At 53.2% G+C, this 12,721-nt stretch carries 15 protein-coding genes; all 15 read left to right on the top strand.

Translation table 11 applies throughout. The annotated features are described in order from the left end of the window. Positions 1–45 precede the first annotated feature (45 nt). The 15 genes from OGV80_RS15655 to OGV80_RS15585 all read left to right on the top strand — a co-directional run bounded on the left by OGV80_RS15655 (position 46) and on the right by OGV80_RS15585 (position 12,717). Entirely contained in the window at positions 46–543 is a 498-nt protein-coding gene (locus OGV80_RS15655; RefSeq protein ID WP_286515013.1) for a phage terminase small subunit P27 family, read from the top strand. Next, positions 540–2,267, top strand: a complete 1,728-nt coding sequence (locus OGV80_RS15650) for a terminase large subunit (protein WP_286515015.1) — start codon at positions 540–542, stop codon at positions 2,265–2,267. Before OGV80_RS15655 ends, OGV80_RS15650 begins: the two co-directional genes overlap by 4 nt. After that, complete coding sequence (locus OGV80_RS15645) at positions 2,261–2,440, top strand: hypothetical protein (RefSeq protein ID WP_003832363.1); 180 nt, start codon at positions 2,261–2,263, stop codon at positions 2,438–2,440. The genes OGV80_RS15650 and OGV80_RS15645 overlap by 7 nt, the downstream gene beginning before the upstream one ends. Then, complete coding sequence (locus OGV80_RS15640) at positions 2,440–3,699, top strand: phage portal protein (protein WP_003832365.1); 1,260 nt, start codon at positions 2,440–2,442, stop codon at positions 3,697–3,699. Before OGV80_RS15645 ends, OGV80_RS15640 begins: the two co-directional genes overlap by 1 nt. Positions 3,700–3,735: 36 nt before the next feature. Beyond that, the gene (locus OGV80_RS15635) at positions 3,736–4,656 is read left to right on the top strand and encodes a S49 family peptidase (protein ID WP_100194318.1); all 921 of its coding nucleotides are present in this window, start codon (positions 3,736–3,738) and stop codon (positions 4,654–4,656) included. A 72-nt stretch (positions 4,657–4,728) separates the two neighbouring features. Further along, positions 4,729–6,015 (top strand): phage major capsid protein, encoded by a 1,287-nt coding sequence (locus OGV80_RS15630; RefSeq protein ID WP_286515018.1) that lies wholly within the window; start codon positions 4,729–4,731, stop codon positions 6,013–6,015. Positions 6,016–6,111: 96 nt separating this feature from the next. Next, positions 6,112–6,489 carry a hypothetical protein gene (locus OGV80_RS15625; RefSeq protein WP_100194320.1) on the top strand — a complete coding sequence of 126 codons (378 nt, stop codon included), beginning with the start codon at positions 6,112–6,114 and terminating at the stop codon, positions 6,487–6,489. Continuing rightward, positions 6,470–6,787: a head-tail connector protein gene (locus OGV80_RS15620; RefSeq protein ID WP_032950890.1), complete on the top strand. Its 318-nt coding sequence runs from the start codon at positions 6,470–6,472 to the stop codon at positions 6,785–6,787. Before OGV80_RS15625 ends, OGV80_RS15620 begins: the two co-directional genes overlap by 20 nt. Beyond that, positions 6,784–7,134: a head-tail adaptor protein gene (locus OGV80_RS15615; RefSeq protein ID WP_100194321.1), complete on the top strand. Its 351-nt coding sequence runs from the start codon at positions 6,784–6,786 to the stop codon at positions 7,132–7,134. The genes OGV80_RS15620 and OGV80_RS15615 overlap by 4 nt, the downstream gene beginning before the upstream one ends. Next, complete coding sequence (locus tag OGV80_RS15610; protein WP_100194322.1) at positions 7,103–7,492, top strand: hypothetical protein; 390 nt, start codon at positions 7,103–7,105, stop codon at positions 7,490–7,492. Before OGV80_RS15615 ends, OGV80_RS15610 begins: the two co-directional genes overlap by 32 nt. Continuing rightward, complete coding sequence (locus tag OGV80_RS15605) at positions 7,489–7,890, top strand: HK97-gp10 family putative phage morphogenesis protein (RefSeq protein ID WP_286515021.1); 402 nt, start codon at positions 7,489–7,491, stop codon at positions 7,888–7,890. The genes OGV80_RS15610 and OGV80_RS15605 overlap by 4 nt, the downstream gene beginning before the upstream one ends. 33 nt (positions 7,891–7,923) lie before the next feature. Further along, positions 7,924–8,406, top strand: a complete 483-nt coding sequence (locus OGV80_RS15600) for a phage tail protein (RefSeq protein ID WP_286515022.1) — start codon at positions 7,924–7,926, stop codon at positions 8,404–8,406. Positions 8,407–8,468: 62 nt separating this feature from the next. Further along, positions 8,469–8,831 carry a phage tail protein gene (locus tag OGV80_RS15595; protein ID WP_075847155.1) on the top strand — a complete coding sequence of 121 codons (363 nt, stop codon included), beginning with the start codon at positions 8,469–8,471 and terminating at the stop codon, positions 8,829–8,831. A gap of 250 nt (positions 8,832–9,081) precedes the next feature. Further along, positions 9,082–12,384, top strand: a complete 3,303-nt coding sequence (locus OGV80_RS15590) for a phage tail tape measure protein (protein ID WP_286515023.1) — start codon at positions 9,082–9,084, stop codon at positions 12,382–12,384. Further along, entirely contained in the window at positions 12,385–12,717 is a 333-nt protein-coding gene (locus tag OGV80_RS15585) for a phage tail protein (RefSeq protein WP_053090390.1), read from the top strand. Positions 12,718–12,721 lie beyond the last annotated feature (4 nt).

The raw sequence follows: 12,721 nt of genomic DNA, 5'->3' as shown, positions 1-12,721 counted from the left end.
ATTTTTATACCCGCGAAAAATGAAATTTAACCAGGAGTGTCGCTTATGGCTGGAACGGCGGGGCGTTCCGGGCGTCGCCCCAAGCCAACGGCGCGCAAGGAGCTGGCAGGGAACCCCGGCAAACGAGCCCTGAATAAAGAGGAACCTGTATTCACACCGATTAAAGGCGTGGCACCACCTGACTGGTTTTCTGAGGATGAAGGTCTGCCAATGGCGTCCGTCATGTGGGAACTGACCACGAAAGAATTATGTGGGCAGGGATTACTGTGTGTTACCGATCTTGCCGTACTCGAGCGCTGGTGTGTTGCCTACGAGTTCTGGCGCAGGGCGGTTAAAAATATCGCCAGAGATGGGTTGTCTATCACTGGTGCTATGGGGGGAAAGATAAAAAACCCTGACCTAACAGCAAAGAAAGAGCAGGAATCGGAGATGAGTTCTACCGGCTCCATGCTTGGACTTGACCCCAGCAGTCGTCAACGACTGATCGGCCTTGCCGGACAGAAGAAAGCCTCTAACCCATTCCTGAAGATGATCAACTCATGAGCCGGAAATCGTACCCCAACGTAAACGCCGCGAATCAATACGCCCGCAACGTTGTGCGGGGGAAAATTCCGGCGTGCCAGTTTGTCATTCAGGCCTGCCAGCGTCATATCGATGACATGGCGGCTGAAAAGAGTAAGAAATTTCGTTATCGCTTCGATAAAGACATGGCAGAAAAGGCCGCGAAATTTATCCAGTTGTTGCCACATACAAAAGGAGAGTGGGCATTCAAGCGGATGCCGATCACTCTGGAGGCATGGCAACTGTTTATTGTGTGCTGCGCCTTTGGCTGGGTCCAGAAAGGGTCGAAGCTTCGACGATTTCGCGAGGTTTACACGGAGATACCGCGTAAAAATGGGAAATCAGCTATTTCGGCAGGTGTGGCGCTGTACTGTTTTACCTGTGATAACGAGTTTGGCGCTGAAGTATATTCCGGGGCCACAACTGAAAAACAGGCGTGGGAAGTATTCAGACCAGCTCGTCTGATGTGTAAGCGCACCCCGCTGCTGGTGGAAGCGTTCGGGATTGAAGTTAATGCGTCCAACCTGAGCCGGCCAGAAGATGGCGCGCGTTTTGAGCCGCTGATTGGTAACCCTGGGGACGGCGCTTCACCGCACTGTGCGATTGTTGACGAGTATCACGAACATCCCACAGATTCGCTCTACACCACTATGCTGACGGGTATGGGGGCGCGGCGACAACCACTAATGTGGGCGATCACGACGGCGGGTTACAACATTGAGGGGCCATGCTACGACAAACGGCGTGAAGTGATTGAGATGCTGAATGGCACAGTACCGAATGAGGAATTGTTCGGCGTGATATACACCGTCGACGAGGGGGATGACTGGACCGATCCTAAAGTGCTGGAAAAAGCTAACCCGAATATGGGCGTGTCGGTCTATCGTGACTTTCTCCTCAGCCAGCAACAGAGAGCTATTAATAACGCCCGTCAGGCTGGTGTATTTAAAACTAAACACCTCAACATCTGGGTTGCAGCCCGTGCTGCTTTCTACAACCTGGTTTCCTGGCAGAACTGTGAGGATAAGACACTTACGCTGGAGCAATTCGAAGGACAGCCATGTGTTCTGTCTTTCGACCTGGCGCGCAAGCTGGATATGAACAGTATGGCGCGGTTGTTCACCAGGGAAATTGACGGCAAGACACATTACTACAGCGTTGCTCCCCGCTTCTGGGTTCCCTACGACGCAGTATTCAGCGTTGAAAAGAACGAAGATCGTCGTACTGCGGAGCGATTTCAGAAATGGGTTGAAATGGGACTGCTTACAGTTACTGATGGCGCTGAAGTTGATTACCGCTACATCCTTGAAGAGGCCAAGGCGGCAAACAAGCTCAACCCAGTCAGTGAGTCACCGATTGACCCGTTCGGCGCGACGGGGCTTTCACATGATCTGGCTGATGAAAGCCTTAACCCGATCACTATCGTACAGAACTACACCAATATGTCTGATCCGACGAAGGAGCTGGAAGCCGCCATTGAGTCAGGCCGCTTTCATCACGACGGGAACCCGATTATGAGCTGGTGTATCAGCAACGTCGTCGGGAAGTATTTGCCCGGTAATGACGATGTGGTTAAACCCATCAAAGAGCAGAACGAAAACAAAATCGATGGCGCGGTTTCGCTGATTATGGCAATCGGACGGGCAATGTTGAATAGCCGGGCAAGTAATTCATCCGTTTACGACGAGGAAGATGTAGCATGCTAATGACGTTTTTAAGTTTTTTTATCGGCCTCGCCGGAGCTGCATTACTGTCTGCCGGTGCCTGGCTTATTTCACCTGCAGCCGGGCTTATTACTGGCGGTTCAATCTGCCTGCTGTGGTCATTTTTAATCGCGAAATCAATGTCTGCCAGCGTAATTAAATCAGGGGGTGAATAATGTTCATTCCCCAGATGTTTCGGGGTAAATCTCAGTCTGGTGGTAGTTTCTGGCAGGCGATGCTGGGTGGTGTGAGTTCCAGCCAGAGCAAGGCGGGGATCATTATCACTTCTGAAACCGCAATGGCGTTATCGGCGGTCCGGGCATGTGTAACGCTTCTGGCGGAATCGGTTGCGCAGCTGCCGTGTGAACTTTACAGGCGAGGCGCTAACGGAGGCCGTGAACGGGCGACTGACCACCCTGTTTATGATCTGATTCATTCCCAGCCCAACAAAAAAGACACTTCATTTGAGTACTTTGAACAGCAGCAGGGCCTGCTTGGTCTGGAGGGGAATTGCTACTCGATCATCGACAGGGACGGGAAAGGTTATCCCCGCGAATTAATCCCGGTTAATCCCCAAAAGGTCATTGTCCTGAAAGGCCCGGATGGGATGCCATATTATGAACTACCCGAAATTGGCGAAACGTTGCCAATGCGCATGATGCATCATGTGAAGGTCTTCTCACTGGATGGCTATATCGGCAGTTCCCCAATCCAGACGAACGCGGATGTTCTTGGGCTAAACCTCGCCGTGGAAGAGCATGCTTCTCAGGTCTTTCGCCGTGGTACAACGATGAGCGGCGTTATTGAGCGTCCAAAAGACGCTCCGACGATCAAAAGCCAGGATGCTATCGACCGCCTGCTGGCAAAGTGGACGGACAGATATTCCGGCGTTAGAAACGCCTTCTCTGTTGCATTGCTTCAGGAAGGGATGAGCTACAAGCAGTTATCTCAGGACAATGAGAAAGCGCAGCTGTTGCAGTCCCGACAATGGGGCGTGGAAGAAGTGTGCCGGCTCTATAAAATCCCGCCTCATATGGTGCAGATGCTGGCGAAAGCCACGAATAACAACATTGAGCACCAGGGGCTGCAGTTTGTGATGTACACGCTGTTGGCCTGGCTGAAGCGTCATGAAGGCGCATTAATGCGCGATCTGCTTTTACCCAGCGAGCGCGGTGATCTGTACATTGAATTCAATGTTTCTGGCCTGCTGCGCGGGGATCAGAAGTCACGCTATGAATCTTATGCACTAGGCCGCCAGTGGGGCTGGTTATCGGTTAACGACATTCGCCGCATGGAGAACCTTCCACCCATCGCCGGAGGGGACAAATACCTGACGCCTCTCAATATGGTCGACAGTAAACAAATCTTACCTGGCGATAACACGCCAACAGCAAAACAACTGGCAGAAATCAACTCTATTCTGTCCAGAAACTGAATATCACCCGCAGCGCGGGCTGACCTGGTAAACATCATGACAAAAAATTTAATTAATCTGCCGCACCTGGCGGCTATGGTCTTTGGTGTTCCACATTACGTGACACGACAGACAATGGATTCTGTAAAAGCTGTGCTGGTTCCCCGTATTCAGGGATTATCAGAAGAGGCTGGAATTCACATGACGCAGGAGCCTGATAACAATCAGGCGCCAGATTTGGTTCAACCAGCTGGTGGAATGGCTGTTATTCCTGTTCACGGCATTCTGGTTCCGCGTCGTGGGCAAATTACTGCAATGTGTTCTGAACTTACCAGCTATGAGCGCATACGTAGCCAGGTGCATGCTGCATTAAATGACCCTTCCATCAGTGAAATTGTGCTGGATATAAATTCTGGTGGTGGTGCGGCGGTTGGATGCAAGGAACTGGCCGATTATATTTTCCAGTCACGTCAAACTAAGCCTATTACTGCAATTGTGAACTATAGCGCCTATTCTGCGGCTTACTTTATCGCTTCGGCCTGCAGCAAAATTGTAGTCAGCCAGACCAGTGGAGTCGGCTCGATTGGAGTGATTATGGAACACCTGGATACTTCCAGGATGGAAGAGCAAATGGGGCTAACATTCACCACGATTTTTCGGGGAGATAACAAAAATAACGGTACACAACATGAGCCACTGAGTGAAGACGCTCGGGGAATGTTCCAGAGGATGATTGACGATATGTACGAGACGTTTATCACCTCTGTAGCGGAATACCGGAATCTTGCCCCTCAGACGGTGATTAACACGCAGGCCGGAATCTATTTCGGCGCTGATTCCATTTCTGCTGGTCTTGCCGATGAAGTTTCGGATCCTCAGTCTGCGATTAATGCCATTGCAGCAAAGTACAAACAACCTCAAGAAACCACTTCCATAAAGTTGCAGGCCGCCGCGATGGACCTGCAAACCAGAATGTGACCCGGCGCTAATGCGTCATTACCAGAAAGCAGCCTGTTGGCTGCTTTTTTTATGCCAAAAAGAGAGAAAACTATGCCACAGATTGAAGAATTACGTCGTCAGCGTGCGGGTATTAATGAACAGGTACAGGCCCTGGCCACGATTGAAACTACCGGTGGAACGCTGACAGCGGAGCAGTTAACCGAATTTGCCAGCCTGCAGCAGCAGTTTACAGATATCAGTGCCAAAATGGAGCGTCTGGAAGCAGCTGAACGTGCTGCAGCGCTTGTTGCCAAACCGGTTAAAGGTACACAACAGGCTCCGGGTATCAGCATTAAGGCTGAGCCAAAGCAATATACCGGCGCAGGCATGACCCGTCTGGTGATGTCGATTGCGGCAGCACAGGGTAACGTCCAGGATGCTGCTAAATTTGCAACTGAAGAACTGAATGACCAGTCTGTCTCGATGGCCATCAACACTGCCGCCGCGTCAGGTGGCGTTCTTATTCCGCAAAACCTGCACAGCGAGGTGATCGAACTGCTGCGCGATCGCACCATCGTCCGTAAGCTGGGCGCGCGCTCCATTCCGCTGCCGAACGGCAATATGGCGCTGCCGCGTCTGGCCGGTGGTGCGACGGCGAGCTACACCGGGGAAGGCAAGGATGCGAAAACATCAGAAGCGCGCTTCGATGATGTGAAACTCACTGCGAAAACCATGATTGCAATGGTGCCTATCTCCAACCAACTGATTGGTCGTGCTGGCTACAACGTGGAGCAGCTGGTCCTGCAGGATATTCTGACCGCGATTTCTGTTCGTGAAGATAAAGCCTTTATGCGCGATGACGGTACCGGTGATACGCCTGTCGGTATGAAAGCGCGGGCAACTGAGTGGAACCGCCTGCTGCCGTGGGAAGCTGCTGCAGAGGTTAATCTGCAGACGATTGATACCTATCTCGACAACATTATCCTGATGGCTATGGACGGGAACAGCAACATGATCAGCTGCGGCTGGGGCATGTCGAACCGTACCTACATGAAACTGTTCGGTCTGCGCGACGGTAACGGTAACAAGGTCTACCCGGAAATGGCCCAGGGGATGTTGAAGGGATTTCAGATTCAGCGTACCAGCGCTATCCCGGCAAACCTCGGTGACGCTGGCAAAGAGTCGGAAATTTACTTCGCTGACTTTAATGATGTGGTTATCGGTGAAGACGGCAACATGAAGGTGTCGTTCTCACAGGAAGCCTCCTACCAGGACGGGGACGGCAATCTGGTTTCCGCGTTCTCCCGTAACCAGTCGTTGATCCGCGTGGTGACGGAGCACGATATCGGCTTCCGTCATCCGGAAGGTCTTGTACTCGGGACAAAAGTGCTGTTTTAACCGGTCCTGCACTCTGTGCGACCACGGTCGCACAGAGTAAAAGCACGTAATTGCCAGGCCCGCAGCAGCGGGTTTTTTCTTTTCAGGAGCAAAAAGATGACAACGAAAGCAGCAAAAGCAGCGGCAGCGGCGGCTGCAGCCGGGGATGTGAAAAAGCCGGATGAACTGACGCCGGAAAATACAGTGGACGGGGATGACGGTCAGAATACTGCAGCGGGTTCAGGTGATGCCGGAGTTGATCTGACCGGAAGTGAAACAAACGGGGCCACGGGCCTGACGGGAGTTGAAGTGGCGCGGAAAGCGGTTTTTTTCCTGGGACCCTATCATCGTTATTCACGCGGTGATACGGCCTGTTTTGATGCTGAGTACGCAGAAAAACTGGTTGAACGCCATATTGCGGTATGGCCAGAAGATGCGGAAAAGGCGCTGAGTCCCCGCAAGGGAGCCGATGACCATGATACTGACATTGGATGATGTGAAAACCCAGCTCCGTCTGGAGCCGGATTTCACAGAGCATGACGGCATGCTCACTAAAATGGTGGCGGCGGCGCAAAAGAGTATTGAACGTGACTACTACTGCAAACTGGTGGGAAGCGATGACGAACTGCAGGCGCTGCCGGAAGGTGTACGCGGTTTTGTGGCGGATGAAGATATCCAACTGGCCATGCAGTACCTGGTCGGGGATGCGTATCTGAATGGTTTCACTGGTCAGTGGCTGGAGACGGCTGCGGTCCGGCATCTTCTTTTCCCGTTGCAGGAGAACACCGTATGAGCCTGAAGCCGGAAGAGATGAGCTGCCGTCTTTCGATTGGGTATATGCAATCCGGCCGGGGGCCGCTGGGTGAACATCTGCCGGAACAACTGGTCGCGACCGGGAAAGCCTGGGCGAAGCGCGAACTGGTGTCGGGCAGAAAGGTCCGCACACTGGATCAACAGCAGGTTGTTGAAACGTGTCTTTTTACCACTCATCCGAACCTGAATATTGATATCGACTGGAAAATAACAACGTCTGACCGGGTTTATACCGTTCGTAACGTCGAACGTCTTGCGGACCGCATCATCATCACAGGGGAGGCAGACGCACGTCATGATCGAGCTGGCATTAAAGACAGCACTTGAACGCCTGACCGGGCTGGATGTTTACCCTTTGCTCCTGCCTGATGAACTGCAGGAGGGGATTACTTACCAGTGTATTTCCGATCCGGAGCTGTACGCCGGACTGCTGCGCACAGGCCTGATTGCGGGGCGCTTCCAGATAGCGATTCATCTGCTTAATGACTACACCCGTCTGTTACAACTGGATAAAAAAATCAGCGCGGAATGGACCGCTATCGTGCATGGCCAGCTGGAGGGTTTTCCCGTGCAGAATGTGGTCCGGGGGGGAATACAGCAGAGTAAAACGGTACTGACCAGCGGCAATATTCAGTACCGGCTCGTGCGGGATTTTACCTTTCACTACCGGGACGTCTCACCATGATCACTATGGACGTAAAAGGGCTGGACGAGCTGGAGCGGCAGCTTACTGCGCTCGGTGAAAAGGTCGGCACGAAGGTGTTACGTGATGCAGGGCGTGAGGCGCTGAAAGTGGTGGAAGAAGACATGAAACAACATGCCGGTTTCGACGATGCGTCCTCTGCAGAGCATATGCGTGATTCCATCAAAATTCGCTCTTCCATCCGGAAAGGTCGCGGAAATACGGTGGTCACCCTTCGGGTTGGCCCCAGCAAAAAGCATTACATGAAAGCGCTGGCCCAGGAGTTCGGGACGGTTAAACAAGTTGCCGATCCGTTCATCCGTCCGGCACTGGATTACAACGTCCAGAAGGTTCTGCGCATTCTGACCGTAGAAATCCGCAATGGCATTCAGAACAGGTAGCAACCGCTGCCCACTATTTAAGAGAGAATCATTATGGCTGATGAAAATAAAACGCCAAAATCATCCCCTGAGTACGCAATGCTTCCTGCCGGGACGGTGGTGAAGTTTGGGGAGGTAGGAGCCGCTGTAGCGGCGTTGAAACCGCTGATTAACTGCAAGGCGCTGGGCGCGACAGGTCAGACGGGAGGATTTGTCGACTGTACCACCCTGCTGGACAAGAGTAAGCAGTCGGTGTCAGACCTGCCGGAAGGGCCGGAGAAATCGCTGGGCTTCATTGACGACCCGGAAAACGAAGATTTCACCGCATTCCTCAATGCAGCGGAACAGCGTAAGACCGTTCAGTTTTATATTGAGCTGCCGAACAAACGAACGGCCTCAATGATCCTTGCGCTTTCAGGCTGGCAGATGAACGAAATCACCGCCCCTGCCAGTGAAGTTATCCAGATTACGGTGCAGGGTAAGCAAAACAACATTAAATGGGGGATCGCCGCCCCGGCGCCAGATGCCGGAGCGTAATCCGTTTCCCGTTACACGCCGCCTCCGGGCGGTTTTTTTTCGTCTGAAAAACAGGATACACCATGTCTGAATTTAGCCTCTCCGCACTGAAAAATGCACTGCTCAAAACGAAATCCACGCCTACTGAAACTGAAATTTTAGGCACAAAGGTTTACCTGCGTCGGCTGACGGCGGCTGAGCTTATTGATCATGAAGATGCACTCATCGAGGCGCAGACCTCTGGCAATGCCCGCCTGGCGTCTGAGCTGAGCGTACAGATTGTTATCGACAGCCTGGTTCAGCCTGACGGCTCGCCGATTAAAGCCAAAGACAAACCCACGGCGAAGGAGCTGCTGGCGGCACACGATAACGTTGTGCTTCTGGATGCCATCGACAAAGTGAAAAAGCACGCCATCGGTAAGCTGGAAACCGCCGAAAAAAACTGAGTGACTCGCCCTGGCTGGAGCTGATTTTCTGGCTGGCCGACCGCTGGGGCGAGCCTGACCCGTCAAAAATTGCGGCGCTTCCGGCTGACACGCTTTTCCACTGGCGTGCTTTCTTCCTCAAACAGGGCATTTTCAAAAAGCCTTCGCCAGAAGGTTCTGACAATAACCCGCACCCTGTTAAATCCACCACCGCCGCCGTGAATCCGAGTCTGGATGCGCAGTGTGCGGCAGTCATGAAGGTATTAATGTAATGGGTGACGTTGCCTCTCTTGCCGTTGGGCTGCATCTGAATGCAGCGAACTTTAAATCGCAGCTGATGAGCGCCTACGGCAGCGCTGAGAGTCAGTCACGCCAGTTTAACCGCAATGCCCGGGCTGATGCGAAAAAGACGGAGGATGCCTATAAGCGTGTTTCTGCTTCGGTATCAGGGCTGGCTGGCAGGCTGGCAGGTTTTGCCGGGGCAGGGTTATCGCTGGGCACCATTATCAGCACCACGCGGCAGTACAGCCAGTCGTTGTCGGATTTGCAGGCCATCACCGGTGCCACCAGTGCGCAGATGAAACTGTACGATCAGGCGGCGCAGGAAATGGGCCGCACAACGGAATACAGCGCATCACAGGCCGCAGAGGCCATTAAACTGATGGCTTCGGCAAAGCCTGAACTGCTGAGTACCTCTGCGGGGCTGACTGCGGCGACCAAAAGCGCGTTAACGCTGGCCCAGGCGGCAGGGACGACGCTTCCGGATGCCACCCGAACGCTGGCCCTGTCATTAAACCAGTTTGGGGCGGGAGCCAGTGAAGCCGACCGGTATATCAACGTGCTGGCTGCTGGCGCGAAATTTGGCTCGTCGGAGATAGCCGATACTGCTGCCGCGATTAAAAATGGCGGGGTGGCAGCGGCACAGGCTGGCGTGGGTTTTGAAACCCTCAATGCCGCCATACAGGTACTGGCAGAGCGCGAAGTGAAAGGCGGCGAAGCCGGGACCGCACTGCGCAACGTGATCCTGAATCTGGAGAAAGGAACGGACAAGACCCTGAAGCCTTCTGTTGCCGGGCTGAGCCAGGCGCTGGAGAATCTGGCCGGGAAAAACCTGTCAACAAAACAGGCCGTAAAGCTGTTCGGGGTGGAAAACCTCAGCGCAGCATCCATCCTGGTGCAGAACCGCGAGAAGGTGGAGTCGCTGACCGCCGCCCTGACCGGTACGCAGACCGCGCATGAGCAGGCCGAAATCAGGGTAAATAACCTGAACGGCGATCTTCTCAGCCTGACTTCGGCTTTTGAAGGTCTGATTATTAAGGTAGGACAGAGCGGAAACGGCCCGCTGCGCAGTGGTGTTCAGACCGTTACCGATGCCATTAATGGCCTGACGGATAATTTTAATACGGTCGCCAACGTTGCGCTGTATACGCTGATTCCTGTTCTGGCGACAAAACTGACGGCAGGTATCAGGGGGAACATCGGTGCCTGGGTTGAGCAGCAGCAGGCAGTCAGGGCCAGCGCGATGGCGCAGGCCGATATGGCGCGAAAAACGCTGGAAAGTACCGCTGCCACGCTGACGCAGAATAATGCAGAATTCGGGCGTTATCGGGAAATGGAGAAAAGCGCCAGGCAATTTGGCCTTAACGTGAGTTACCAGAGCGAGTTTAACCGCTTAATTCGCCAGGAAACCGAGCAGACACTGCTCTCCACCCAGGCAAAGAGCCAGCTGAATGCAGCCAATAAACAGCTTTCCGTTTCAGCCCGCGCAGCCTCTGCAGCGGTAGGTATGGCCAGAGGGGCGCTGGCACTGGTGGGCGGTCCTGTGGGCGCAGCGATGCTGGCCGGTTCGGCGCTGCTCTATTTCCATAATCAGGCGAAGAACGCCCGCCAGTCGGCGATTGACCTGAAAAATGCTGTTGTTGAAACGAATGAAGAACTCAAAAAACTGTCGCTTAACCAGCTCAACGTGAAGCAGCTGGACATTGATGAACAGTTTGAGAATCAGGTTATTCAGCGAAATAAACTGATTAAGCAAATTCAGGATGCAGACAGCCGTATCGATGTTCTTAGTGGCGTTGACATTTTTGGTCAACTTAAAGGCGTACAGAACGATAAAACCCGCTACAAAGGGGATCTGGATGCCGTTGAGCAGGGGTTAAAACTCCTCAAAGAACGGCAAAAAATAGTCAAAGAGGCCATAGAACAGGCTAAATCAGGGAAAACCGATCCCACGCCGAAGCCGGATAAACCAGGGAATGAAACAGGGAGCGATAAACCTGATACCCCCTGGACCGGGGAAGGCGGTGATACTGGTAAGGGGAAAAAGGCGAAGGTTAACCAGTATGAGCAACTGCGGCGTGAAATCGAAGCAGCACATGCCTCGAGTCTCGGACGTATCAACCTGCAGGAGCAGGAAAGCGCCAGAAAACTCCTTAAAGCCGCCCGTGCAGACGGGGCCAGCGAGGCCGATATTCAGAAGACTTTGCTGCTGAATGCTGAAAACTATCAGAAACAGCGCCTCGAACTGGCAGAACAGTATGCGCCAGCCAGAGCAACTCTTACGAAAGAGCGTGAAGCGAGCCAGGAGCTGAAGTCGCTCCTGAATGCCCGTCTTCTGGATGAAAAGGAATACCAGACGGCCAGAATCACGCTGGCACAAAGTACGGCCCGCGAACTGTTACAGGCACAGGCAGCGGCAATGTCTGCCCCTCTGATTGATATCGCCGGCACGGTTGATCCGCTGGCAGAACTGCGCAATCAACTGGCCGAGCGTCAGTCTTTGCTGCAGGCTTTTTATCAGAACGATGTTATCAATAAAGAACAGTACGAACTGCTGAAGCAAAAGGCTGACAAGGATTCCGCTGATGCGCAGTACCAGACGGCGGTGGAGCTTTATAAGTCGCAGGGAAACCTGAACAGCCTCGCCATTGGCCTGATGGAAACCACCCAGGAGCGAACCTCCAACATGCTGACCGGGATGCTGAACGGTACACAGACACTCCGGGACGGGATGATTGGGTTATTTTCCTCCCTGACACAGTCGGTGATTAAAAACCTTGTCGATATGGCAGCGCAGGCGCTGATCACCAACACCATCCTGAAATCCATCATGGGTATCGGCGGCAGTCTTTTTGGCGGTGCAGCCACCGCGAGCACCGGCACGGCCATCAGCAGTTTTGGCAGCAGTTTTAGTTTTAATGCGAAGGGCGGTGTTTATGACTCACCTTCATTAAGTGCCTACAGTAACGGCATCTATGACAGCCCGACCCTGTTTGCTTTTGCAAAGGGGGCAGGTGTGTTTGGTGAAGCTGGTCCGGAAGCCATTATGCCCCTTGCTAAAACGCCTGACGGTACGCTGGGCGTCAGGGCGCTGGGTGACCCGGGTTCCTCTGGTGGTGGTATGAATGGGTGGATTACTTATTCACCTGTGTATCACATTGCCATCCAGAATGACGGACAAAACGGGGAGATAGGGCCGCAGGCATCGCAGATGCTGGTCAGAATGATCGATACGCGCGTCATGAGCATCCTGAGAACTCAGGGCCGCGATGGCGGCATGCTGGCGGGAGGATAAGTGAAAACCTTTCATTGGGCACCCAGGGAGGGGATGCCGTCTTCTGTTTCCCCTTCAGTGACAACCATAAAATTTGGGGATGGCTATGAGCAACGTCGCCCGACCGGACTCAACCATCAGTTAATTAACTTCCAGCCTGTTTTCCGGACAACGTCGGACAATTCCCGCACCGCACTTGAAGCGTTTCTGGTCGAGCACGGGGGATATAAAGCCTTTCTGTGGCGACCGCCAAAATACAACCGCACGATTAAAGTTGTCTGCCGGGAATGGTCTGTTACGGACAACGTCACGTATTCTGATTTCAGCTGTAAATTTGAGCAGGTTATTGCTTAAGGAT

This window comes from Citrobacter sp. Ce119, assembly GCF_030334525.1.
Lineage (GTDB): Bacteria > Pseudomonadota > Gammaproteobacteria > Enterobacterales > Enterobacteriaceae > Citrobacter > Citrobacter europaeus.
This window is presented reverse-complemented; position numbering and strand designations above follow the sequence as displayed.

What these genes read in the sequence shown, in the direction of transcription:
- OGV80_RS15655 (WP_286515013.1), top strand. Translation starts at nt 46, where the DNA reads ATGGCTGGAACGGCGGGGCGTTCCGGGCGTCGCCCCAAGCCAACGGCG.
- OGV80_RS15650 (WP_286515015.1), top strand. Translation starts at nt 540, where the DNA reads ATGAGCCGGAAATCGTACCCCAACGTAAACGCCGCGAATCAATACGCC.
- OGV80_RS15645 (WP_003832363.1), top strand. Translation starts at nt 2,261, where the DNA reads ATGCTAATGACGTTTTTAAGTTTTTTTATCGGCCTCGCCGGAGCTGCA.
- OGV80_RS15640 (WP_003832365.1), top strand. Translation starts at nt 2,440, where the DNA reads ATGTTCATTCCCCAGATGTTTCGGGGTAAATCTCAGTCTGGTGGTAGT.
- OGV80_RS15635 (WP_100194318.1), top strand. Translation starts at nt 3,736, where the DNA reads ATGACAAAAAATTTAATTAATCTGCCGCACCTGGCGGCTATGGTCTTT.
- OGV80_RS15630 (WP_286515018.1), top strand. Translation starts at nt 4,729, where the DNA reads ATGCCACAGATTGAAGAATTACGTCGTCAGCGTGCGGGTATTAATGAA.
- OGV80_RS15625 (WP_100194320.1), top strand. Translation starts at nt 6,112, where the DNA reads ATGACAACGAAAGCAGCAAAAGCAGCGGCAGCGGCGGCTGCAGCCGGG.
- OGV80_RS15620 (WP_032950890.1), top strand. Translation starts at nt 6,470, where the DNA reads ATGATACTGACATTGGATGATGTGAAAACCCAGCTCCGTCTGGAGCCG.
- OGV80_RS15615 (WP_100194321.1), top strand. Translation starts at nt 6,784, where the DNA reads ATGAGCCTGAAGCCGGAAGAGATGAGCTGCCGTCTTTCGATTGGGTAT.
- OGV80_RS15610 (WP_100194322.1), top strand. Translation starts at nt 7,103, where the DNA reads ATGATCGAGCTGGCATTAAAGACAGCACTTGAACGCCTGACCGGGCTG.
- OGV80_RS15605 (WP_286515021.1), top strand. Translation starts at nt 7,489, where the DNA reads ATGATCACTATGGACGTAAAAGGGCTGGACGAGCTGGAGCGGCAGCTT.
- OGV80_RS15600 (WP_286515022.1), top strand. Translation starts at nt 7,924, where the DNA reads ATGGCTGATGAAAATAAAACGCCAAAATCATCCCCTGAGTACGCAATG.
- OGV80_RS15595 (WP_075847155.1), top strand. Translation starts at nt 8,469, where the DNA reads ATGTCTGAATTTAGCCTCTCCGCACTGAAAAATGCACTGCTCAAAACG.
- OGV80_RS15590 (WP_286515023.1), top strand. Translation starts at nt 9,082, where the DNA reads ATGGGTGACGTTGCCTCTCTTGCCGTTGGGCTGCATCTGAATGCAGCG.